This window comes from Paenibacillus suaedae, assembly GCF_032337355.1.
In the GTDB taxonomy this organism is placed as follows: Bacteria; Bacillota; Bacilli; order Paenibacillales; family Paenibacillaceae; genus Paenibacillus_B; species Paenibacillus_B suaedae.
In genome coordinates this window covers 243,611-267,189 of sequence record NZ_JAVYAA010000005.1, presented here as the reverse complement: position 1 = coordinate 267,189, position 23,579 = coordinate 243,611, and the positions used below count along the sequence as shown (strand labels likewise).

The window sequence follows — 23,579 nt, the reverse complement described above, 5'->3', positions numbered from 1 at the left end:
TCCTTCAGTTAACAAAACAGCGGCAGTCTAATACTTTATTTTGTTTGGACTTTCACAGCATAAGTCGAGTTTCTCCATTCGATTCTTCATACGCCCGCTTAACAGGAAGGAATAGGACGCTGTAACGAAAGCAATAAGCACCATTACACTGCTAATCCAACCGAAGTGGAAAATCGGCACTCGTTCAACTAGTACGCCTCCTACGGCCGCGCCTAAGGAAATGCCAATGTTCAATACGGCTGTCTGATAGCTTAATATGATTTCGGAAGCGGAAGATTTCAAGGAAATGAGATAGATTTGATTGGCCGTGGTTGTCGTCCAAGAAGAGAATCCCCATACCATGATCGTGACCATAGCCCCCCAAGTCGAACCAAGCGCCACAGGCAAAGCAATTAGCGCCAGTACGTGCAGGACGAGGCTGGATCGAATCGTTACGTTTGCGCCCCATTTGTCAGATGCATAGCCGCCGAAGCGAGAGCCGAAAAAGGCAAATATCCCTAAAACAAGGAGTGCCGTACTAATCATTTCAACGGAAAAATGCCCTATCTCCTGTAAAAGCGGAGAAATGTAAGTAAACGTAATCGTATAGCCGATGATCCAAAATAATGTCGTCAATAAACCGCTGAATACTCGTTTATCCTTGATGATCAGCAGCTGTTCTTTTAACGGTATTGGCGTTTGTCCTGGAGCGGTTGGGATCATCCATGCCAGCATGATAATGAGAAGCATGGTAATTGCACCCAGGATAAGGAAAATGAAGTGCCAATCCATGTATGAAGTTAGCAGCGTGCCAATGGGCATTCCGAACACGAGTGCAGCGCTAAAGCCAGTAGTCACTGTAGCAATAGCAGCACCTTGCTTGCCAGGTGAGGCCAGCTTAGCAGCGAACACGGTAGCGATCACAGTGAACAGACCGCCGCTCGCAGCCAAAAGAACGCGTGAGACCATAAGAATTTCAAATCGGGTGCTTAGAAACGCTGTAAGATTGCCAACCAAAAAGATAGCAAGGGAATATAACAATACTTTTTTGCGTTCAAATCGGATCGTCAACGCAACGAGAATCAATGATCCGATAACAAATGAAATAGAAAAAATAGTGACAAGCTGGCCTGCCATCCCAATGGACACATTCATGTCCGCAGCTATCATATTCAAAATCCCTACCGTGATAAAATCCACTGTTCCGATAATAAAAGCGCCTAACGCCAATAAATAGATGCCTACACGATTCATCAACTTGGTCTCCTTTACTGTCAGGGCGCGCGCCAAGTATGAATATCGATTTCTTGCATCAGTATATATCCCGTGTTAGCATGAATCAAACGAATCCTATTCATATATGACATGAGGTTTTACTTATGACAATAGCCAGGTTTGAAGTTTTCTCCCATGTAGTGGAGCAGGGAAGCTTTACGAAAGCAGCGGGAAAGCTGAATATGACCCAGTCTGCCGTAAGTCACGCAGTAGCTAGTCTGGAATCGGAGTGGGGCGTTGCACTATTAATTCGTGATCGTCGAAGAGGTCTTCTACTGACAGAGGTTGGCCAGAAGATGCTGATACCGATGCGCGAAATATTGAACCAAATGGAAATCATCAAGCAAGAAGCCGCCTTGGCTTCCAATCTGGAGGCAGGCACGATCCGGATCGGCAGTTTTCCCAGTGCATCAGCTAATATTTTGCCAAGCATCATTTCGAAGTTCAATCAAAAGCATCCCAACATTGCCTTTACATTTTATGAAGGAACCTATGAGGAGATTTTGGAATGGTTCGAGACAGGAGTCATTGATATCGGCTTCGTCATCCAGCAGAACAAAGAACTGAATTTGCATATTGTACCCTTAGTTAAGGATAAGATGGTTGTCGCTTTCCCTGCAGATCATCGCTTTCAACGTGAAGATGTAATTGATGTGCATGATCTGCAGGAAGAGGATTTTATTATGCCGAAAGGGCTTTATCGCGCAAATGTAGAGGAAATTTTCGAGCAAGCTCAAGTTACTCCCCGCATACGCTTTGAGGTGCAGGATTGTAATACCATCTCCAGTATGGTGCAGGAAGGGCTTGGTGTTACCATCGGGCCTGAGCTGTCGTTCAAAAATCAGCCCAACATCGGTATCGGTAATCTGAAGCAATCGAGCTGGCGTAAAGTGGCCCTAGCCAGTCCTCCTCTCCAATGCACGTCGCCAGCCGTACAAGCCTTCTTCACTGTCGCAAAGACAATGTTTGCGCGCACAGGAGAGCATGCTCAAGTATCAGGATCGACAGATGACGAATGCGCCTACACAGAGATGTCCAGTTTATAAGAGCAATAAGTTAGGAGTAATTTCACCGAAATGTGGGGCAAATGCTAAAGATAGAGTAGCAGTGTATCTCTTGCATAACGGTGCGAAGGACATAGATTTCAATGACTGAAAACGCTTCAAAAAAAGCATTGACTTAACAGCGCTGAGAAACTAATATTGATTACGTAAACGTTTAACTAAGACATAGTATCTTCACTGGTCTTATTCAGTTTCGAATTATGAAAAACGTTTACCCACGAGAGGTGGTTAGATGGCAGCTACAATCAAGGATATTGCACGAGTTGCTGATGTCTCTACCGCGACCGTATCGAGAGTCATTAATAATCTCGGCGGATATAACGAAGAGACGGAGAAGAAGGTTATCGCCGTAGCCAAGGAATTGGGATATCGAAAAAATGAAAATGCAAGAAGCTTGGTGCAGAAGTCGACCAATACGATAGGTGTCATTATGCCGGACGTGGCGACTTCTTTTTATGGAGATATTATTAGAGGGATTGAAGACACTTCGTATACGCACGGTTACAGCGTGATTCTGACTCATGCCGGCAGCCATGGCTCCCGAATTCAAGATTGTCTAAAGTTAATGGGAGAGCGCAGAGTAGATGGCCTCATTATCGTGTCCATCGAGCTGCAAGAGGTTGCAATCGACGCTATGTCATCATTGGGTATTCCCTTTATTTTGCTTTCCACCAAGACAGATCGGGAAGATGTACCTTATCTCAAAGTGGATGATTTACGTGCTGCATATACCGCAGTTAAGTATCTCATTGAGCATGGACATATGAAGATAGGGATGGCTGGTGCCAATCCAAAAGATCCGATATCTGGTGCGCCGAGAATCGATGGATATACACAAGCTTTGCGGGATCAAGGGTTCAAGGTAGACTTGAACCTGATTAAGCCCGGAGACTTCAGCTTCGAATCCGGCAAACAGGCCATGCAGGAGTTCCTTGAAGACGAAGCCGATATTACCGCAGTATTTTGTGCGAGCGATGAGGCTGCACTCGGCATTATATCGACATGCTTTGAGCACGGCATTAGGGTGCCAGAGGAGTTGTCCGTGGTCGGATACGATAACTCCAAGGTGTCGCGTATGTCGATACCCCCGTTAACGACAGTTGCGCAGCCCTTGTTTGAGATGGGAAGAGAAGGCTGCCGGAAATTAATTGATGCGATTCAGCATAGGATACAGATTGAGTCCGAAGTGATACCCCATGAATTAGTGGTACGCAAGTCGGTCAAATCATTAAATGCAAAGTAATGACGAGTATATCCATGTGCAATTGCACGTCAAATGAAATAGAGATGATTTTTACGCGTTACGTAAACGTTTACGTTTAATTCAGATAGCTTCATATTTCAACCCGAGAGGATTGGTGTCCGATGAGTGAAACAATGAAACAAGCAAAAGACGTGAAATGGTGGCAGACCGCCGTTGTATATCAAATTTATCCGCGCAGCTTCCAAGACAGCGATGGAGATGGCATCGGTGATTTGAGAGGGATCATCAATCGAATCGATTATTTGAAGCTGCTAGGCATTACTGCAATCTGGCTGTCCCCTGTATATAAATCGCCGAATGATGATAATGGCTATGACATTAGCGATTATCAAGATATTATGGACGAGTTCGGCACAATGGATGACATGGATGAGCTGATTGCGAAGGCGAATGAGGCTGGCATCAAGATCATTATGGATCTTGTCGTAAACCATACCTCTGACGAGCATAAATGGTTCATTGAAGCGAAAAAGGGCAAAGACAATGAATACCGCGATTACTACATTTGGCGTGATCCGGTCAACGGTGGCGTTCCGAACGGCCTTGGCTCTATATTTAGCGGCCCGGCTTGGGAGTTCGATGAAGCGAGCGGCCAGTATTTCTTGCACCTATTCAGCAAGCGCCAACCAGACCTGAACTGGGAGAATCCGAAGGTTCGTCAAGAAGTGTATGACATGATGAACTTCTGGCTGGATAAAGGTGTAGGCGGCTTCCGCATGGATGTCATCGATCTCATCGGCAAAATTCCGGATCAAGAAATTACGGGCAACGGACCGAAGCTGCATGAATATTTGCAGGAAATGCACGAAAAGACATTCGGCTCCCACGACGTCTTAACAGTAGGCGAGACTTGGGGCGCGACGCCGGAAATCGCGAAGCTGTATTCCGATCCAGCGCGTAAGGAGATGTCCATGGTGTTCCAATTCGAGCATGTCGGATTGGATCAACAGGAAGGTAAGGATAAGTGGGATCTGAAGCCACTGGAAATTGCCGAATTGAAGCGAGTGCTGGCGAAGTGGCAAACCTCGCTAGGCGACCAGGGCTGGAACAGCTTGTTCTGGAACAATCATGACCTGCCGCGCATCGTGTCCCGATGGGGCAACGATAAGGAATACCATGAGCAAAGCGCAAAAATGTTCGCGGTTCTTCTCCATATGATGAAGGGGACGCCTTACATTTATCAAGGTGAAGAGATAGGGATGACGAATCGCCCTGTGTCGAGCATTGATGAGGTAGAGGATATTGAATCCATCAATATGTATCATGACCGTTTGTCCAAGGGATACGCGGCAGAGGACATTATCGCCTCGATCAATGCCAAAGGAAGAGACAACGCTCGCACACCGATCCAATGGGATGACAGCGCGAACGGAGGCTTTACGACGGGTACGCCTTGGCTGCATGTGAATGACAACTACAAGACGATTAACGTGAAGCGTAATCTCGACAATCCGAATTCGATCTTCTATACGTACCAGCGCTTAATCAAGCTGCGCCAAGAGAACCCGATTATCGTATGGGGCGACTTTGAGCTTATTGAGCATACGCCGGAAGAGGTATTTGCATACTACCGCATCTATGAAGGTGAAAAATGGCTCGTGGCAGCGAACATATCCGAGCAGGAGCATGGAATCACTGTCGATGGTAAGGTATCCGAGATCATTATGAGCAACTACGACCGCGCTGAAATTGACGTTACTGCGTTTATGATGAAGCCTTATGAGGTGTTAGCGGTTAAATTGTAAATCGTAAGAATTAAAATAAAGAAGATGATTCCTTTACGAAATAAGGGGTCATCTTTTTTAACGTCTACTGGATTGCTACCATCAGTGGTAACGAGCATCTTTACCAATTCGCCGTCACTTCCTTGTTGGTGATCCTCGCATAACTCTATAAAGCTTGAGGTTTTTCTTGTTAGGGGTCTGACAGGGGGCGTTAATCATGTGATTTATAAATCGAAATATGTTAGAAGCCCTTGTGCCCTGTGGGCAATATTTCCTGTTAAATGCGGAGGGTTGGTGGTACATTTGAACTACATATAAATAGAGGGGGAGAAAACATGAAGCGGGTAACAATCCTAGTCATATTAATTTCACTTTTTACATTATTGGCAGGATGTAATAGTGATAAGGAAGAGAAACAAAAATATATAGAACAAGTAAAATCAATAAATGAGAAAATCCTTTCTTCTTCTTCCGTTTCAGAAAAAGTAATCAACAGCTATTCAAAAATATGGTTGGAAGCAATCGAAAACGGGATTACACTTGAGAAATTTGCTGAACTGTTGGATACAACCAATACCAATGTCAATACGATTTATTCTGCACATCATATGGGTGTCGGGCTTCTTGAAGACAATGAGTACTCCAAAGTAGAAGATTTCAACGAGGCAATTACCATTGCAGAAACGCATTACAAAAAGACAGGCGACATTGAGACAATAAATAGTGCCAGAGCTAGTATTCAATCTGCAATTAAAGAAATAGCTTTGCCACCGGAAGAATATCAAAGTATTTACAACGAATTATTTGAACTATATAAAAACTATGAAAAATATGTTGATTTGGCAATTGACCCATCAGGTAGTTTACAAAGCTATACTAGTAAGGCTCAATCATTATCACCCGAAATTGTATCTGGGGTAAAAGCAGTAAATGCCAGATTACCTCAGTAGAAAAAGTAATGCTACTCTTTTGTTTTAGAGAAAGATGAATGACCGATATATAATACTACATAAATCAATAGTATTTGACGTGGAAGCAAGTTGAACATTTCTTATAGCAAGGAGTGAAGAGGACTAGGGACAATTGAAGTGTTAGGATACTTCTTTATCTAAAAGTATCCCTTCAAAGCCATCCCTTCTCCTCGGCAATGGCCGCGGCCTGCTGCCTCGACTCGGCATCCAGCTTTTGAATGGCAGAAGATAGATAATTTCGTACCGTGCCAATCGTCAGGAAGAGGGATTTGCTGATTTCGCTTGTCGTCAAGCCTTCCTTCGTTAGCCGCAGCATCTCAGCTTCTCTCTCGCTTAATGGATTCTCATTGTTCATAAAGAGCACTGCAGCCAGATCGGTGCTGATCACCCTTTCTCCAGCCATGACCCTACGAATGGATTCAATGAGATAGTCGATCGGTTCATCCTTAAGCAGATAGGCATTCACTTGGGCATTCATTGCCTTTTGCAAATAACCAGGTCGGGCAAAGGTGGTAACGATCACAATTTTGCAGGGAAGGCCGGCATCTCTAATTTGCATTGCCAACTCTAAGCCGTTCATGTGCGGCATTTCAATATCTACCACGCATACGTCAGGCTTATGCTGCTGTATGGCTTCCCATGCCTGCTTCCCATCCGCCACTTCCGCCAATACTTCAATATCATCTTCGAACTTCAGCAATGAGGCAAAGGCACCTCGCAGCATCTGCTGGTCTTCAGCAATCACAACGCGAATCATGTAGCTGCATTCTCCTTTCCGAGATGATGGAGGGGGAGCATCATTGCAACCGCAGTCCCTCCGGCAGGCGAGCATTTCACTGTAAGAGTGCCGTTCAGCGCGTGCATTCGTTCCTTCATTGACGGAATGCCATTTCCGCCTTCTTTGTGGCTTAGCCCGACACCATCATCAGTTATGTATATGATGTACCTGTTATCTATCACTTGAAGCTGTATCGTGCAGTGCTGCGCCTGACTATGCTTAATCGTATTTGTAATTGCTTCCCGCACAGAGAGAGCAATCATCGTTTCCTCGACACTGGATAGCAGTGGGGGAGATCCATGCTCTATAATTTCAAGCTCAATGCCAGCCGTATGCAGCAGCTTTCGCGAATGTGTCAGCTCACTTGTCAGTGAAATGAACTTCATCTCGGAAACGAGTTCCCGTACTTGCTTAAGGGCAATTCGCGAGGTATTGAGGATGTCGTTCAGCTCTTCTTTGGCCTGCTTAGGGTCTTTATCTACCCATCTAGCAGCCAGCTCGCTTTTCAGTTTGATCATCGTTAAGGTTTGTCCCAGCGTATCATGGAGATCGCGTGCGATGCGGTGTCTTTCCTCCTGCAGGGCATATTGTTCAAGCTGTTCATTGGCAGAGTCCAGCTGGCCTTGCAGGCTGACCGCTCGCGCTCTTATGTATAGGATAGAAGGCAGGAGTATCTGGATAATGATAATGGGGAGATGCATCATATACCTGGCATAGAAATCACTTTCTCCCCATCTTGCGACTACCGCGTACATAAGGGCTATGGCTGCAGTTCCGACGCCGATTTGCCATTTGGTCTTCGATCTGCCGAGCAGATCGGCGAATATAAATCCGAACATGAGAAGATTGGGGTCAATAAAGATACTGAGTACCGCAATCGTGCCGAGACCAGATACAACAGCTGCCAGCAGATAGATATTCCGATGCCATAATGCAATATAGAAGGAAATCAAAAATAAGCTTAGGATCATAAGGGATCCCAAGAGACCAAGATCGGAACGCGTGCTCAGGACAAAATAGCACAAATATACGATCGCAATTACATCTATGAGCAGAAACTGTTTCATCTGATCTCTTGGGTAGATCTTCATCGATAGCCTCCAGATTCACCTAGACTGAAAAATGCCTACCGCACGCTTGCGGACAGACTCCATAGGGCCAAGCTTGAAGATCCGCAGCCATCTTGAAGCGAACCATAGCTGGAACACGGAGATCTCCACCCAGATTGCGATAATGGTTAACGAATTCAACTTGCCGCCTAATGCTAAGCCCCAGCCATAACAGAGCACGGAAGCAATCACATTTTGCATAACATAGCAGCTTAACGACATCTTCCCTGTGTTTTCAAGCAGGCGCCACAGTCGATCTAGTTTGTTATATTGTACCATTTTACCAATGAGTGCTATATACCCAATCGACAGAAAGGGAGCAAATAAATAGCGGACGGGCATGTCGAAAATGCCGCCGGGTATGAAGATAAGCAGGTTCAATGGCACCCCGACGTAGATGCCCAGCTTCAAAAGCTTGCTGCGTTGTCGCTGCCCATTCTCATCTGGAGCGAACACTCCGGAGCGCATAAGGCGAACGCCGAGTAAAAACAGAAACACATTCAACGGAATGACAAAAATGGGCTCAAAGCGAAGCTGTACGAAATGAGATAGTCGATATTGGACTTGCTCCAGCCATGAACCGTCCTTGTAGAGAGTGACCACCTGATCAAAGTTCCCTAGTGACATATTGGCGCCCATTAACCCAAGCATAAGGATACTCAAAATTGCGATGACATGTACGCTGCCAATCACTCTCATCGTGATAGATATGGCGCGATCGCCACCACGAATAATGAAAGCGGCAATCATGCCTGTTATGCCGTAGCTCATTAAGATGTCATACTCCATTACGAGAATAAAATGAAGCAAGCCCTCCAATAGCAAAACAAGAAGCACCCACATATAGACGCCCGGCCAGGCCTTGCCCACACGCTTCGCCTGCTGATACTTCATTTCCATGCCTACTCCGAACATGATCGTTAATAAGCCGAGCATCTTGCCATTTACGAAAAATAATACGATCATGCGGAGCAGATCATCGAGCTTCCACCAGCCCGTATACGCGTACGTGGTGAGGTAAGATAAATCTCCTAGATGTGCAAATATCCAAATATTTGTCCCCAATGTGCCTAGAATTGCAAATCCCCGCAAAATATCGAGCAGACGGATTCTCTCCTGACGTTGTTCCACATGTACTCATCCTTCCCTCATATTCATCTTGCAGCTTTATTGTAGTGGGGAAGAGGGGCGGTGGAATATTCACAGCTGTAAAGGAATTAGGATGACAGGTGTCATATTGTTCGAATTTGGATAGCAAGGAATATTGTTGCGCAGGATAAGGCTACAGGATTTTGAAAGAAGGAGATAGCCGCCATATGGATCATATGATTTTTCAGGTTGGAACCGCCTTGCTGTTAGTTACCGCCGCCTCGCTAATCGCTGGGAAACTAAAGTTTTCGATCATACCATTCCTCATCGTTCTCGGTATGTTGGTCGGACCGCATGCTCCAGTGATCGGCTTGTTCGACTTAACCTTTATAGAGAGTCAGTACATAATAGCTTTTCTCGGGCGGATGGGAGTACTATTCCTGCTCTTCTACATTGGTCTAGAGTTCTCGGTTTCGAAGTTAATTAAGTCTGGGCGCAATATTGTATTTGGTGGTACCGTATATGTCGTACTGAACTTTGTGCTGGCAATGGCTTACGGATTTTTGGTTAATTTTCCGCTGTATGAAACGTTAATCATTGCAGGGCTGATGTCTGTATCCTCCACTGCCATCGTAGCCAAGGTTTTGGTTGATCTTAGACGTACAGGCAACTCCGAAACAGAGCTGATATTGGGCATGATTTTGTTCGATGATCTCTTTCTGGCCGTGTTCTTATCCGTTATGTCCGGCCTTCTGCTTGGAGGGGCTACATCTATTGGCGGAGTTCTGCTCTCCGTAGGGATTTCCATGGGGTATATGCTCGTATTCTTCATCATCGCAAGAGTGGGGCCGCCAGTATTGAACAAGCTGTTAAATATCACATCGAACGAAATCTTTATTATAGTCGTGTTTTCCCTGCTATTCTTTATTGCCGGGTTCTCGGAAACCCTGCATGTAGCTGAAGCTATCGGTGCGCTCTTATTTGGACTTGCATTGTCAGAAACAGAGCACAGCAAACGAATAGAGCATCTGGTTGTTCCTTTCCGGGATTTCTTCGGTGCGATATTCTTCTTCAGTTTCGGTCTAAGCATAGATCCGCTGACGCTGGGTGATGCTGCATGGATGGCTCTAGGGGCTGTGCTGCTCACGGTGGTGTCCAATATGGTTGCAGGCTGGATGGCAGGACGTAAGGCAGGATTATCCTATAAGGCTTCGACGAATATTGGACTTACCATTATGGCGCGGGGGGAATTCACCATCATAGTGGCGAACTTAGGTATATCAGCCGGTTTGATGCCTTTACTTAAACCTTTCTCCGCGCTGTATGTACTCGTGCTGGCTATAGTTGGCCCACTGCTGGCGAAAGAGTCGAAATATGTGTATAGCGGTCTGAACCGCATATTCAAATGGAGCAATACCAAAGAAAAAGCAAACGTACCAAATAAATAGGATTGAAGGGAGATGTCAGGCCATATGGCAACGATAAGGGAAACGGAACTACCGGGTATCGGGAAAAAGTATCAGATGGAAGCTGCGTCGGGGGATAAAGTCGTCGTCGTTATCCATGATGATGGCAGAAGAGAAGTATACCATTTCGAAGATGACGATCCAGAGCAGAGCATTTCCCAAGTGACACTGGAGGATGAAGAAGCAAGACAGCTTGCATCTATTATCGGCGGCATGAGCTATAAGCCGAAGGCATTGGATACTATCCAAGTGGAACTTGATGAACTTGTCATTGAATGGTGCAAGGTGGGGCCGTCCTTTCCATGCATTAATAAATCCATTGCCGAGCTGCAAATCCGTCAGCGTACGGGAGCAACAATCCTGGCAGCTATAGAAAAAGGAAAGCAGTATATCAATCCCGATCCTGAGGTACAGCTTACGCCCAATATGACACTCGTCATTGCAGGAGAGCGCAAACAAATCAAGCAGCTCAAAGAGCTGCTCGCACAAGGATAACGGATCATTATAGTCGGAGAGCATCTGCTTGGATAATAGCAGGTGCTCTTTTTTTTGTTTTGCTGAGATAAGACTAGCTGTGTTTACCGTGTTTGCTACCTCTCTCCATTTCTTCTCTAATGATCTGCATGAGCAGATTAGCAGAGGGCGACTGCATATATTCCTGGGCGCCTCGCCTCTGCAAGAAGCCGATTTGAATCAGGGGATCGGCGATGTTGACGTCAATTGCTGCGACTTCCTGCATCAGTGGTGTGGTATCCAATACGACGCCCACGGCAGAAGTATTCTTCACAAAGTGTGGGATTGAAGAAATCTGACTTACGGTGTTCAGGTTAGGTGATGATTCGAATCTGGCGAAATGCTTTGATAAACGCAGCGAATATAAGCAGTTTGGCCCGCCAGCTATGATTGGGTAATGGAGAACCTCTTCCAATGAGATGTTCTCCTGTGCACACAAAGGATGCGCCTGATCTGCAATGAACGTAATCCTCTCTTGATACAGCGGCTGAAAATAGAAGGGAGACGCGTCGGAAGGCTCGCCACAGATGGCAAAGTCCAGCTCCTTTTGCAGGATAGATTGGGAAAGGAAATCGGTATTTCCCGCCACAACGTGACATTGCATGTTCGGCTTATGCTCTCGGAACTTCCGCAGTGCATTTGGGAATACCGTCTCCATCATGGATTCAATTCCTCCAATCCGTACTGACCCAATTTCGTCCTGCTGCAATGCTTTCGCCTGTTCCGAGATATAGTTCCAATGCTGAATGAGACTGTCAATCTCCGCTGCCAGCATGTGGCCGGCACGGGTCAATTCCGCATCCCAGCCTCTGTTGAACAAGGGTATGCCCAGCTCTTTTTCTAAGCGTTGAATTTGACTCGTAATGGTAGATTGTGCGTAATTCAACTTCTCGGCTGCTCGGGAGAAAGTCCCTTCTTCAAGTATGGTTTTGAATGCGGTTAGTTCTTTGAGATCCATTTGCTTGTTGTCACCTCTATCGAAATAATCGAATAAGATCATGATTTTATTCAATTATACAAATGAAATTAGCGGGCGTACAATGGAGGCATCTCAGAGAAGGAGTCGATCGGATATGCCATTCATTCGGGTTAGTTACATGGAGGAGCAATATGACACCCGCCTACTTGAACAAATCAGTAAGACAATCATGTGCACTTTGATCACACACTTCAATGTGCCGGAAGATGATTATTTTCAAGTCTTTCATGCCCATAGGGCGGAGGAATTTTTCTACAGCAAGAATTACTTGAATGTTGAACGGAGCGATGGCTTGCTCTATATCCATATCACACTTAAATCGGGGAGGACGGAACAGCAGAAAACAAGCTTTTATGCGATGCTGGCTGAGGAGTTGTCGAACACGGTGAGTATAAGAAATGAAGATGTATTTGTTGTGCTTGTTGATAATGAATTCGATGATTGGTCGTTCGGCAATGGCATTGCTCAAATGCTGGATCGTCAGACAAAGAGGGGTGATTAGCATGGCTCATCGAGCAATTAAACCGCATGTAAGCGAGTCGTTAAGAGGATTAGCTCCGGCATTTGTTGATTATTCGGAGAATGTGTTGTTCGGAGACCTGTGGCAACGGGAGCAATTATCGCTGCGGGATCGGAGTCTGATTACGATTTCTGCGCTAGTTGCTGGAGGATTGATGGAGCAACTTCCTTATCATTTGCGACTCTCGGTAGAGAATGGACTGCAGCAGGAAGAAATCGTGGAAGTGATAACGCACCTTGCGTATTATGCAGGCTGGCCGCGTGCAGCTTCGGCGCTGCAGGTGGTGGAGGTGGTCTTCGGGAATAAGGCGTAATCATGGATAGAAAAAGCACAGCATCTAGCGAATGGCTAAGCACTGTGCTTTTTATGTTCAAGCCACTATTGCTGACTCACGAATTCTGTAACTCCAAAGGCAAAAATGCATAATCTCCGTCTCTTACGATTTCGCATTTGCGAACCGGAATCGGGTGCTTAAATAGAGGGCCGTCGATTACGGTCGTGTGGAACTCTCCACCTTCACCACATGGATCAATTCCGCGTGCGAGGAGCTCCTCCACGAACTCGTGAGTCAGCACACGTCCTAAATCTTCTTCCTTCATGCCCTTCGACAGATTGACTGTCACCAGCATCGTAACAAATCCGAGATTGATGAATTCCTGAACTGCTCCCAGATGATCCATTTCCCAGAGAGGCATTCCCAAGCCTAGCCCTGCATTCTTCGTTACTCGATCATGCCAGCAGCCGTGTTCCGGTACGTCCAAGTCCCCCGTCACTAATACTTCGGCACCTTGCTCCTTCGCATGCGCCAACAGCCCCATAAATACGGACTCATAGTCTGTCCAGCTTGCCGCACCTGCAAATATAGGCAGCCCGATGGCCTCGGCTTGTGCCCGGATAAGCTCAGGCGGCATGCCATGGGAGCGGGAACGCTTGCCCTCTTCTTCAAGCATGACGATTAAGCCTACTGCTTCTCCGCCCTGCATGGCCTTATAGAGTGCCAATGTACTATCTTTTCCTCCGCTGAAGGAAGCAATGAATCTATGTCCGTGAGCACCGTTTTTCCAAGTTGTTGCGTCTGTCATGGTTGTACGCTCCTTTGTTGTATGCATGTAGATATGGCTCGGTTGATAAAAGAATGTCGCATGACATGTGTTTTATGTTTGGATACTTTATTTTAACACTATTACGTGTGAAGAAATATGCGCAATGCAATAGTAGGCGTTTCTGATTTTAGGCATGAGAACCTTCGATGGAGACCGCCTTTTGATTGCAATTATAGTAAAATGGTAGGATGAACCAAGTTGAGGTGATAGAGATGATATATAATCTTGAAGCGTTACAGAAAGCGCACCAAGCGGGGAAGAAGCTCAAGTACTTATTCTTCTGGGGGCATACGCCTCCTGCTGACGGAAGCATCAATCAGAGCTGCTTCAGCCAATGGTGGACAGCTAGCTTTACAGTAGATGGCCATAAATATAGCTGCACGGAGCAGTATATGATGGCAGAAAAGGCAAGGCTGTTCGGTGATAACGAGATGTTGGAAGCCATTATGAACGCGAAGCATCCGAAGCAAATGAAGGCGTTCGGGCGCGCCGTGAAACGGTTTGACAACGAGGTGTGGAGCCGCGAATGCTATGACATCGTGAAGCGAGGCAACTTCGCGAAATTTTCGCAAAATGAGGAACTGTGTGCGTTTCTCAAGGCGAGCAAGCAGCGGATTTTAGTGGAGGCAAGCCCAGTTGACCGCATCTGGGGTATTGGAATGGCTAAGGATCATCCAGATGTGGAGAATCCGATGAAATGGCGGGGCGATAATTTGTTGGGATTCGCCCTAACCGAAGTGCGAGATCAGTTATTGGCGAATGGAACGGAGTGACGCCGCCACAGCCAAATAGGCTGCCCCTAATGTTAGAAGGCAGGGGGCAGCCTATTTACTTAACCGTTAGTGATTCTCCTTGTCAACCATAACGATAGATTGCCCACGATACATACATGCGGAGCTCCATTTTTATCGTAGTACCGGTAAGGCGAGCGCATATATCCCTGCCATGTAGATCGTACGCGGCTTATGCATCGTTGTGGCGCGATTCATTCGATTTCCCTCCTCACTTATTTAAATCCAGTCAAGGCTGAGCCAGACTGCATAAAGTATTTCTGCCCGAAGAAGTAGAGGACGATCATCGGCAGTGTCATTACGGTAGAGGCGGCCATGAGCTTCTCCCATTGTGCCCCGTGATCCTGCTGAAAGCCTTGCAGGCCAAGCGTTATCGTCCATTTGGCTGAATCGTTCAAATAAATAAGCGGCCCCATAAAATCCACGTACGCCCATACGAAAGAGAACAATGCCACGGTAACGAGGGCGGGCTTCAGGATAGGCAGGATAATTCGGATATAAATTCGAATCTCAGAAGCCCCATCTATCTTGGCGGCCTCAGACAGTTCTGTCGGTATACCCATTAGAAATTGCCGCAACAGGAAGATAAAGAAGGGCGCCCCGAAGAAAGCTCCGATCGTTAACGGTAAAATCGTATTCACCCACCCAAGCTTTGTGAAGATGATATATTGCGGGATCAACTGAACTTGTGCGGGTAAAATCATCGTGGCAACAACGATCGAGAAGATGATGCCGCGCCCTTTCCACGGTATTCTTGATATGGAATAGGCAACAAGCGGCGCTGCGAATAATTGTCCGATAATATTGACGGTACAGATGATGAGCGTGTTGGTCATATACCGGGCGAAGGGGATGGTTTCTAGGGCGGCTGCATAGTTGGACCATTGGAAAGTGTCCGGCAGTAGGTTAGGCGGAAGCTGGAAGATCTCATCCGGTGTCTTTAGGGAGGTCATGACCAGCCATAGAAACGGAAATAGAAACAGAAACGAGAACAGAATAAGCACGGCATGCGGCAAAATCGATTTTCGAAGCTTCGCGGCCACGTCAGTCACCTCCGTAATAGACCCAGCGTGCCGAGGTCTTCATAAGCACGAATGTAATGAACAGGACAAGGATGAATAGAATCCAGGCAAGAGCAGAGGCATAGCCCATTTTCAAGTACACGAATGCTTCTTGATACAGGTTAACTGCATAGAACAGCAGGGATTGATCCGGCCCGCCGAGCGATTTGCCCCCATCTACCTTCCCGCCCGCCAGGATGTAAGATTCCGTGAAAATCTGAAATGATCCGATTAAGCCCATAATGAGCTGGAAGAGGATGATGGGTGACAGTCCTGGTAAGGTGATGTTCCAAAATCGATGCCACCAGTTCGCCCCATCAACTTGAGCCGCTTCGTAATATTGCTTCGGCACGCCCTGCAAGGCAGCGAGGAAGATGAGAGCTCCTGCACCGGTTCCCCATAAGCTCATGAGAATTAATGAGGGCTTCGTATACTGGGGATCCAGCAGCCAAGCAGGATCAGGAAGACCTAAGGAGCGTAGAAGGGTATTGATTAGGCCAAAATCCGGGTTCAGCATCCACGTCCACAAGAGGGCGCTGGCGACGATCGGAATGACGGAAGGCAAATAGAAAATCGTCCGATAATAGTTGATTCCCTTCACCTTCGTATTCAACAGCAGGGCAATCAACAGAGAGACAATAAGCGTAATAGGCACGGCAATGAAGGTCATGAACAAGGTGTTGCGAAGTGAACGATAGAAGCTCTCATCCTCAAATATTTGCTTATAGTTATTCAATCCAACCCACTTGGGCGAGCTGAACAGATCATACTCTGTCAGGCTGAAATATAAGGAACTGAAGAACGGATATACCGTAAAGGCTAGAAATCCGATAATCCAAGGGGCGGCGAACGCTAGGCCGAGGAGGAAAGTATGCCTCTCCTTCTTCGACCAGCCTCTCTTCTGCCTAGAAGGGGCAATGGATGAGGAGACGTTCATCTTGAGTGCCCTCCTTTCGTCAACAATACGTGAATCGGCTCTGGCTTTGCTGCAAGTAGCCGGATGCGAAGGCCATAATCTATACAGCTTTTATTTCACTAACGGCTGAATCTTATCTTTCACCTTCTTCAAGCCTTCTTCCATGCTTACGGTACCCCTTAGAATGGCATCAACCTGTACGGCGAACTCTGCAATATACTCATTGGCGAAGGAAGTGGCAGGGAAGGAGCGCAAGTTCTGGCTCGTGGAGTACTCCAAGAACTCTTTGAACCCTGGCACATCGTTATAGGCGGGATTTTTCAGCGCAGACAGCTTCGTCGGCAAATTCCCGATTGCTGCCGTGAATTCGGCCATCTGCTGCGGCTCTGTCATCCACTTCAAGAACTTCCAAGAAGCTTCCGGATGCTTCACACCCTTCGGGATGTAGAATACGCTTGTCGTTACATTGCCCGGATTTTTCAGGTCTGGGTGATTCTCGTCGTAAGGGATAGGAGCTATGCCGTAGTTCAGATTAGGTGCGAACTGCTTAATGAAGGTCGGCAGCCATTCGCCGTCGATTGTCATGGCATACTTGCCGGAGAAGAACGGATTCTGAGCGGACATATATTGCCCGAGACCGGAAGAGAAGCGATCCAAGTTGGCTGAGCCGTACTGATCCCAGATGCCCTTGGATAATTCGAGTGCAGCTTTGACCCCAGCATTGTCGGGTGTTACCTGCTTCGCAGCCTCATCGTAGAACGAGCCATTGTACGCATTCGCGAAGGTGTACGTATCCATTCCCGGCCATAATCCGAGCCGCTGCAGGCGACCTCCATTCTCCACAATGCTAAGTGCCTTGATGTACTCCTTAAGTTGGCTGATCGTCTCCGGCGGCCCGCTAAAGCCAGCCTCCTTCAAAATATCTTTGTTATAAAACAGCATCGTTACGTGCATGGCAATCGGTATGGCATATGTGTTGCCGTCGTGCTGGGAAGTGCTAATCGCAGCGGGAACGAAGTCTTTCATATCAACGCCGTCTTTAATGATGTAATCATCAAGCGGCATCATGGCACCGCGAAGTCCCCAAGGTACTACGTTTTGCCCGAATTGGGACGCGATATCGGGGGGATTTCCTCCCGTGATGGCGGTCAACTGCTTCTGATAATCACTCTGGGACAACCCCTTCACCTGAATATCCGGATTGGCAGAGTTCCACTTGGCAATCAGCTTCTCCAGCGCTGCTGCCTCCGGTCCAGTCCATCCATACCAGAAGCTCAGTTCTACCTTCTCCTTGGAGGATGAATTGCCAGACGCTCCTTCTTCGCTGGAGGTGTCCCCCCCAGAACAACCTGCAAGCATGGAGAACGCGAGAATGAATGCAAGACACCACATCAACGGCTTTCTTTTCATGACTTTTCCCCCTCCATCATTCAGAAATGTATACTTCCGATCTCCCGATGAAGCATACCGTGCGCATAGGGCATGCAGACCGAGCTATCCGGAAGTGTTCAAATATCGTCGTCAATTTCCCTCCCTTCTGGACTTGAAGTATTCCCATGGTAGCATGTATGCGCTTTATTTTGATTTCATTTTCGTGTGCAAAAGTGGGATTATCGTATGCGTGGCGTGCCTGGCTCCTGCTGGATCGCTTGCTTGCGGTAGGAGGTAGGGGAAATGCCGGTGTATTTCTTGAACATGCGGCAGAAATAAGAAAGTTCGTTGTATCCGATCGCATAGCAGACATCGGTAACGGACAGTTCAGGCTGCTTCAACATCGTAAGGGCATGAAACATGCGAAGATCCGCTAGGTAACGATTGAACGTCTTGCCTGTCCATGCCTTGAATATGCTGCAAAAGGTAGAGCGGGACAATTTCGCGAGCGAGCAGAGCGTGTCCAAATGGAGATCCTCATGATAGGCTGCATGGATATAATCGATGACCCCAGTCATAATCGACCGATATTTCTCGGTTTTCTCGTATCCTTCCTGCACAAGATCTTTGTTAATTTCCCGGATAAGCATCGAGAGGAGGAGGAGCAGGTTGGATTTCAGTACGATTTGGAAAAAGGGGGGTCGCCGCTCATATTCGGCAAGCATTTCTTTGAGCACATGACGGACACGCATTTCCGTAATGTGTTCGAGCGTAATTCTCGATTGTGCGCTATCATCGCGGCTGAGGAAATATTCCAGATAGGCAACATCGAAAAAGAGAGGTTCCATCGGCTTCTCCTCGAAGCGCTCGTTAATAAAAGAAGGCATAAACTCACAGCCGTAGATTTCAATGTTCTGTTCAGGGGGAATATCAATACTGTGCAAGGTAAATGGGGGGATGACAAAAATATCGCCCTGTTCAATCTCGAATCGCCGATTGCTGACGGTATGCCAGAAAGCTCCTTTCGCCACATACCAAATTTGAAAATAGTCGTGGCAATGATAGGTCAGACTATGCTGCTTGTACAGCCTGTACATTTTGCAGGGCAAGCCTTCGAGCATTTCCATTTTGGATGTGAAGTAGATAATGCCTGAGCGAGTCCATTTCCCAATGTCGGCTGCTTTCCACTGAATATCCAATGCCGTTCACTCCTTTGCATCATGTAAATGGGGATCGTCTGAAGAGAATGCCATTTCCATCGAGCATGCTAATCAGTTTAGCTGTAAGATGCAAATATCCTCCCGCAGAAGAGGTGCAGGAGGATATTTACCTTATTGCAAGTATATTCACGAGCCCCTCGTAATTACAGGGTTTGTCCGCTGTCTACCGTGATGATTTGCCCCGTCATCGCTTCTTGCTCCAAGGCGGAGCAGATGAACTGAGCAATATCCTCCGGCGTGGAGATCCGCTGCAGCAACAGATTAGGAGCCAGATGCTGCATCCGTTCTTCCTGTCCGAGCCACCATCTTGTTGCTACCGCTCCCGGAACGACGCAATTGACCCGAATGCTGGGTGCAAGCGCTCGTGCTAAGGATTTGGTCAAGCCATGAACTGCCGCCTTGGATACCGCATAGGGAAGGGAAGAGCCGAGTCCCGTCTGTCCAGCTATACTGCCGACGTTGACGATCGCCCCGCACTGCTTCTCCTTCATATAAGGCGCGACGGCCCGCGCACAGTAGAACATCCCCTTCACATTTACGTCGAACATCTCATCCCATACTTCCTCCGTTGCAGCGTCGAGATCCTCCATCGGAATATGCTTCGTAATGCCTGCGTTGTTCACCAGTACATCAATCGTCCCGAAGGCCTGCACAACCTCATCAACCATTGCTCTGACTTCATCATCTTGTGAAATATCGGCTTGAACCGCTATGGCGCGCCCGCCACCCGCACGAATGAGTTGTACAACTTCTTCTGCATCGGCCTCGGAACGCGAGTAGTTAATGGCAACTGCTGCTCCACGCTTCGATAGAGTAAGAGCGACCGCCCTGCCGATTCCGGTGCCTCCACCCGTTACGACTGCCACTTTATGCTTCAAGTTCATATGTATTCCCCTCTCCTTGTTCATCCTATTGTCCATTGTATCGGCCGCCTATCTATTTGTATAATTGAATGATTTGAAGATATAATTCAATAATATTGAACTTATGAGCAGGAGTACGCTAATGGACATCAAAACCTTAAAAACATTCCAGTGTATCGTTAAATACGGCAGTTTTAACCGTGCGGCAGAGGAAATGAACTACGCTCAATCTACCATTACGATGCAAATACAGAAGCTGGAGAAGGAGATAGGCGCACAGCTTTTCGACCGAGGAAAAACGATTCAACTGACAGAGGCAGGCAGATTGTTCTACGAACAGAGCCTGGATATTGTAAATCGCATGGAACAGCTGCAGATCAATATAGCGGATATGAAAAACGGGGAAGCGGGATCAGTTCGCATTGGCGCAACAGAACCGACGGCTAGCCATCGGCTGCCTATTCAGATCGCACAATTCATGAATAACTATCCGAGGATTCGTATTGCTGTGGAAATTGCGAGCACGCCTGTATTGGCGGAGAAGCTGCTTCGCGGTGAAATTGATTTTGCGATTTGTTCGTCTCCAGAAGTAGGCACCGATCTTCACTTCGAACCGTTATTTATGGAGAAGTTTGTTCTGTTATTGCCAGAAAATCATTCGCTCACTGCACAAAATACCATTCAGCTGACAGATATCGAGGGGCATCGCTTATTGATCACGGCAGAGACTTGTCCGTATCGTAAAAAGCTTGATTTCATCCTGCAGGAAGCCGGACAGTTATCTATGGACACCATGGAGATTGGCAGCATGACGGCATTGCAGCATTACGTACAAAGGGGGCTAGGAATTGCTTTAGTCCCACAAATAATGGTGGACCCGATACCTGAAGGAATAACTGTACGAGCGATAGGCGGAGCCGAAGTGGACATGCTGTCCGGAATGCTCAGTAGATCAGCGGTACATCCGTTAAAGTGTGCTGCCGCAAATATATATCGGTTTTTGGAAAAGGAACTTCGCCAAAACTGATGTGGAAGGATGTTCAGCTTATCTGTAACAAGTCTGCAAAACGCTGCAATTATTGTTAAGAGGTTAATATTTATTGACTAACAATAAATACTGATCTACAATGGGTCTCAAATCCATAGAAAACGGAAGTTGAGGCTGGGGAAATGAAAACATCCATGAGTTCAAGAGTTGTGAACATCATTGTGGCATGCGGTATTGTGTTAACCTTGCTCGCACTTTTGGCGACTCCTTTACTGCTGACTGCCTTTTTAAAGAGTGCCTATTCTATTCTCGATCAGGACATGGTGACCGTGATAACGAGCAGTATCTATTTATGCGCGGTGCCGTTTGTGATGGCTTTATTTCAGCTCAAGAAACTTAGTAAAATAGCGTTAGGCGGCAATCCGTTCACCCATCATACCGCAAAGGCATTGAAGGTCATTGCAGTCTGTGCATTTATTGAGATTGTCTTGTTCAATGGTTGCTCCGTATTTTTGATATACGCTTACGATCTATTCTTATATGCGGCGACTATCGTCCCGATGGTAGTCGTAACGTTCCTTGCGCTAACAGGTGGGTTATTGAGCTTAACCTTGGCTCAGTTGTTTGAGGAGGCTGCGAGAATCAAGGAGGAAAACGATCAAACGATATAAAGCGAGGTTATAGTTGTGGCAATTATCGTGAATCTGGATGTAATGATGGCCAAGCGGAAGATGAGCTCGACCGAGCTCTCGAAGCAATTGGGTATCACGATGGCTAACCTGTCGATATTGAAGACGAATAAAGCGAAGGCGGTGCGCTTCTCTACACTCGATGCGCTATGCAAGATTTTGGACTGTCAGCCCGGCGATATTCTCGAATATGTTGAGGATGAAGAAGAGCAGGAAGACAGCTCTCACACCTAAGAAGTGCAGGATATCCGTCTATGAACCGAACACCACAAAAAGCAATCAACAGCCGTCCGAGTGGCCTCGGGGCAAGTGGATTGCTTTTTTGTTTGTTGTCTGTTATTGTACCGTCACAATCGTAACGCCTTTCATCACATTGGCGGGCTTATCCTTGTTATACAGCCAATAGGAAGGTGTATCCGCAATCTGTTGAATTCGCAGGAAGAATGCTGACTGCGGCAGTTGATCGGATTGAATGATAAGCATATTGCCGTCGACAGAAATAAGTTCTGGTGGAAGGGGGAGCTCTGCCTTGCCCGTTACAATGCTTACACTGCCGGGACGCTTGGCGGAAGCTTCATCAATCCGCTTTTGAAACGAAATCACGACCTTATCTCGCTGTGGTCTGGCGACCGCAGTCGGGACAGGGGCTTCGTCGTACATATACTTGCCGAGATGATATTCATAGGCAGTCCAAGTAGAGAACCCCATGTCCTGTGCTACCTCGCCGAATTCTTGAAGCCATCTGCGATCCTTCACCATCGATAGGGTAGAGCCGATATCAGCCTGCACACCTAGCGGAATGTTCGGATGGACGGCACGTATCTGATCCACAAAGTTCTGGTAACTGCGAATATACTGTGGCGGCAGCTTGCTCTGCGGCTTCATCCAATCTGGCCAATGCGTCTGCAGGAAGTGAAGGTCAGGCTGAACGGCCGAGATCATCGCCGCAGCATCGAGACCTTGCAGCTCGCGGAGCTTGGCAACGGAGTCAGGTCCGGCGTCTATCGCCAGCGACCAAGTAGCCACTAGGATGTCGCATCGGGCTTCTCGTACTCCGCCTTCTCCGTTCATGACCTCATTCAAGAAGCTGTTCACCGCTTTGACGCGAAAATCAACCCAATCCTGATATAGTGCCTTATTGGTCAGATAATAGTCCGGCTCGCGCGGATTGGTGAAGTTCGGAATGCGTGGGTGCCCGTACTGTTCCTTGAATGCCGCTTGGGCAAGGGGGCCAACATCGCCGTATACACCACGCTTAATTCCGTCCCATTCAGGGAAATACGGTTCTGCTACCTCGATCCCGTCAAAAGGATAATCGCGTACCAATTGGGCGAGCTTCTGCTTCTTCCATTGGACATAGTCCTTACTATGCGGGGAGAAGCGATAGTAACCGTCATTCACAGGCTTCAGCAGTTCCATTTGCCAGCTAGGCCATTCCGGAGGGAATCCCTCTACGGAGTAAGATCCGTTGCCGAGTACAAGCGCCCATACGTACAACCCTCTCTGCTTGAATGCCTCAATGAGTTCACGATTGACGTTGTTTTCGTTAACGACGAAATAATGGACACCCACAAAGCCATTTTGGATAATCTCATCAGCAATGCTGGCTGCCGAGCGATCTTGATAATAGCGGAAAGTCGGATCTACCTGGATCGTAGGCCCTACAAGGGCAGGGGAATGTTGTTTCGCAAGTGGTGAGCAGGGATGCAGCTTCTGCTTGGGCGATGTATTCGTGATCGATGACAGCAAGATGGGAGGAGGTAAGCGATCCGTATGGGAACCGGTTAATCCGAAATTACGAAACGAACGAAATGAAAACATCACAATACCTCCTCTTATGCCGGCT

The 23,579-nt window shown here is 47.2% G+C and carries 24 protein-coding genes; 12 read left to right on the top strand and 12 right to left on the bottom strand.

The window, feature by feature from the left end; genetic code table 11:
• Positions 1 to 27: 27 nt before the first annotated feature.
• Positions 28 to 1,233 (bottom strand): MFS transporter, encoded by a 1,206-nt coding sequence (locus tag RQP50_RS20700; RefSeq protein ID WP_315746585.1) that lies wholly within the window; start codon positions 1,231 to 1,233, stop codon positions 28 to 30.
• 125 nt (positions 1,234 to 1,358) lie between these two features.
• Between RQP50_RS20700 and RQP50_RS20695 the strand changes: the two genes are divergently transcribed.
• From RQP50_RS20695 to RQP50_RS20680, 4 genes are all read left to right on the top strand, one after another.
• Positions 1,359 to 2,300 (top strand): LysR family transcriptional regulator, encoded by a 942-nt coding sequence (locus RQP50_RS20695; protein WP_315746583.1) that lies wholly within the window; start codon positions 1,359 to 1,361, stop codon positions 2,298 to 2,300.
• A gap of 250 nt (positions 2,301 to 2,550) precedes the next feature.
• The gene (locus tag RQP50_RS20690) at positions 2,551 to 3,561 is read left to right on the top strand and encodes a LacI family DNA-binding transcriptional regulator (RefSeq protein WP_315746582.1); all 1,011 of its coding nucleotides are present in this window, start codon (positions 2,551 to 2,553) and stop codon (positions 3,559 to 3,561) included.
• A gap of 122 nt (positions 3,562 to 3,683) precedes the next feature.
• A complete protein-coding gene (locus tag RQP50_RS20685) occupies positions 3,684 to 5,327 on the top strand; it encodes a glycoside hydrolase family 13 protein (RefSeq protein WP_315746580.1) in 1,644 nt (547 codons plus the stop codon).
• A 314-nt stretch (positions 5,328 to 5,641) separates the two neighbouring features.
• Entirely contained in the window at positions 5,642 to 6,256 is a 615-nt protein-coding gene (locus RQP50_RS20680; protein ID WP_315746579.1) for a hypothetical protein, read from the top strand.
• A 172-nt stretch (positions 6,257 to 6,428) separates the two neighbouring features.
• Here RQP50_RS20680 and RQP50_RS20675 read toward each other — a convergent pair whose 3' ends face one another.
• From RQP50_RS20675 to RQP50_RS20665, 3 genes are read right to left on the bottom strand one after another with little or no spacing between them, the layout of a single operon-like run.
• Entirely contained in the window at positions 6,429 to 7,034 is a 606-nt protein-coding gene (locus RQP50_RS20675; RefSeq protein WP_315746578.1) for a response regulator transcription factor, read from the bottom strand.
• A complete protein-coding gene (locus tag RQP50_RS20670) occupies positions 7,031 to 8,146 on the bottom strand; it encodes a sensor histidine kinase (RefSeq protein WP_315746576.1) in 1,116 nt (371 codons plus the stop codon). Before RQP50_RS20670 ends, RQP50_RS20675 begins: the two co-directional genes overlap by 4 nt.
• A gap of 15 nt (positions 8,147 to 8,161) precedes the next feature.
• The gene (locus RQP50_RS20665; protein ID WP_315746575.1) at positions 8,162 to 9,295 is read right to left on the bottom strand and encodes a DUF418 domain-containing protein; all 1,134 of its coding nucleotides are present in this window, start codon (positions 9,293 to 9,295) and stop codon (positions 8,162 to 8,164) included.
• Positions 9,296 to 9,480: 185 nt separating this feature from the next.
• On the opposite strand from RQP50_RS20665, the gene RQP50_RS20660 reads away from it, so the two are divergent.
• Together RQP50_RS20660 and RQP50_RS20655 are read left to right on the top strand one after the other, a co-directional pair.
• Positions 9,481 to 10,701, top strand: coding sequence for a cation:proton antiporter (locus RQP50_RS20660; RefSeq protein WP_021257444.1), 1,221 nt, complete (start codon positions 9,481 to 9,483; stop codon positions 10,699 to 10,701).
• 24 nt (positions 10,702 to 10,725) lie between these two features.
• Positions 10,726 to 11,214 (top strand): cation:proton antiporter regulatory subunit, encoded by a 489-nt coding sequence (locus RQP50_RS20655; protein ID WP_021257443.1) that lies wholly within the window; start codon positions 10,726 to 10,728, stop codon positions 11,212 to 11,214.
• Positions 11,215 to 11,287: 73 nt separating this feature from the next.
• On the opposite strand, the gene RQP50_RS20650 is transcribed toward RQP50_RS20655, so the two are convergent.
• Complete coding sequence (locus tag RQP50_RS20650) at positions 11,288 to 12,190, bottom strand: LysR family transcriptional regulator (RefSeq protein WP_315746574.1); 903 nt, start codon at positions 12,188 to 12,190, stop codon at positions 11,288 to 11,290.
• 115 nt (positions 12,191 to 12,305) lie between these two features.
• On the opposite strand from RQP50_RS20650, the gene RQP50_RS20645 reads away from it, so the two are divergent.
• The gene (locus tag RQP50_RS20645; RefSeq protein ID WP_072729253.1) at positions 12,306 to 12,713 is read left to right on the top strand and encodes a tautomerase family protein; all 408 of its coding nucleotides are present in this window, start codon (positions 12,306 to 12,308) and stop codon (positions 12,711 to 12,713) included.
• A 1-nt stretch (position 12,714) separates the two neighbouring features.
• A complete protein-coding gene (locus tag RQP50_RS20640; RefSeq protein ID WP_072729252.1) occupies positions 12,715 to 13,044 on the top strand; it encodes a carboxymuconolactone decarboxylase family protein in 330 nt (109 codons plus the stop codon).
• 76 nt (positions 13,045 to 13,120) lie between these two features.
• Here RQP50_RS20640 and RQP50_RS20635 read toward each other — a convergent pair whose 3' ends face one another.
• The gene (locus tag RQP50_RS20635) at positions 13,121 to 13,813 is read right to left on the bottom strand and encodes a Dph6-related ATP pyrophosphatase (RefSeq protein WP_072729251.1); all 693 of its coding nucleotides are present in this window, start codon (positions 13,811 to 13,813) and stop codon (positions 13,121 to 13,123) included.
• Between the two features lie 233 nt (positions 13,814 to 14,046).
• Here RQP50_RS20635 and RQP50_RS20630 point away from each other — a divergent pair, with 233 nt between their 5' ends.
• On the top strand, positions 14,047 to 14,607 hold the full coding sequence (locus RQP50_RS20630; protein WP_021257438.1) for an NADAR family protein: 561 nt from the start codon (positions 14,047 to 14,049) through the stop codon (positions 14,605 to 14,607).
• 233 nt (positions 14,608 to 14,840) lie between these two features.
• Here RQP50_RS20630 and RQP50_RS20625 read toward each other — a convergent pair whose 3' ends face one another.
• The 5 genes from RQP50_RS20625 to RQP50_RS20605 all read right to left on the bottom strand — a co-directional run bounded on the left by RQP50_RS20625 (position 14,841) and on the right by RQP50_RS20605 (position 20,077).
• Positions 14,841 to 15,668, bottom strand: coding sequence for a carbohydrate ABC transporter permease (locus tag RQP50_RS20625; RefSeq protein ID WP_315746573.1), 828 nt, complete (start codon positions 15,666 to 15,668; stop codon positions 14,841 to 14,843).
• A gap of 1 nt (position 15,669) precedes the next feature.
• A complete protein-coding gene (locus RQP50_RS20620) occupies positions 15,670 to 16,623 on the bottom strand; it encodes a carbohydrate ABC transporter permease (protein WP_174810307.1) in 954 nt (317 codons plus the stop codon).
• A gap of 90 nt (positions 16,624 to 16,713) precedes the next feature.
• On the bottom strand, positions 16,714 to 18,012 hold the full coding sequence (locus RQP50_RS20615) for an ABC transporter substrate-binding protein (protein ID WP_315746571.1): 1,299 nt from the start codon (positions 18,010 to 18,012) through the stop codon (positions 16,714 to 16,716).
• A gap of 200 nt (positions 18,013 to 18,212) precedes the next feature.
• Complete coding sequence (locus RQP50_RS20610; RefSeq protein ID WP_315746569.1) at positions 18,213 to 19,172, bottom strand: AraC family transcriptional regulator; 960 nt, start codon at positions 19,170 to 19,172, stop codon at positions 18,213 to 18,215.
• Between the two features lie 164 nt (positions 19,173 to 19,336).
• A complete protein-coding gene (locus RQP50_RS20605) occupies positions 19,337 to 20,077 on the bottom strand; it encodes an SDR family NAD(P)-dependent oxidoreductase (RefSeq protein ID WP_315746568.1) in 741 nt (246 codons plus the stop codon).
• A 121-nt stretch (positions 20,078 to 20,198) separates the two neighbouring features.
• Between RQP50_RS20605 and RQP50_RS20600 the strand changes: the two genes are divergently transcribed.
• The 3 genes from RQP50_RS20600 to RQP50_RS20590 all read left to right on the top strand — a co-directional run bounded on the left by RQP50_RS20600 (position 20,199) and on the right by RQP50_RS20590 (position 21,967).
• Entirely contained in the window at positions 20,199 to 21,083 is an 885-nt protein-coding gene (locus RQP50_RS20600; protein ID WP_315746566.1) for a LysR family transcriptional regulator, read from the top strand.
• Between the two features lie 143 nt (positions 21,084 to 21,226).
• Positions 21,227 to 21,715, top strand: a complete 489-nt coding sequence (locus RQP50_RS20595; protein WP_315746565.1) for a DUF2975 domain-containing protein — start codon at positions 21,227 to 21,229, stop codon at positions 21,713 to 21,715.
• A gap of 15 nt (positions 21,716 to 21,730) precedes the next feature.
• Complete coding sequence (locus RQP50_RS20590; protein ID WP_021260803.1) at positions 21,731 to 21,967, top strand: helix-turn-helix domain-containing protein; 237 nt, start codon at positions 21,731 to 21,733, stop codon at positions 21,965 to 21,967.
• Between the two features lie 102 nt (positions 21,968 to 22,069).
• Here RQP50_RS20590 and RQP50_RS20585 read toward each other — a convergent pair whose 3' ends face one another.
• Positions 22,070 to 23,554, bottom strand: a complete 1,485-nt coding sequence (locus RQP50_RS20585; RefSeq protein ID WP_315746564.1) for an N-acyl-D-glucosamine 2-epimerase — start codon at positions 23,552 to 23,554, stop codon at positions 22,070 to 22,072.
• Between the last annotated feature and the right edge of the window lie 25 nt (positions 23,555 to 23,579).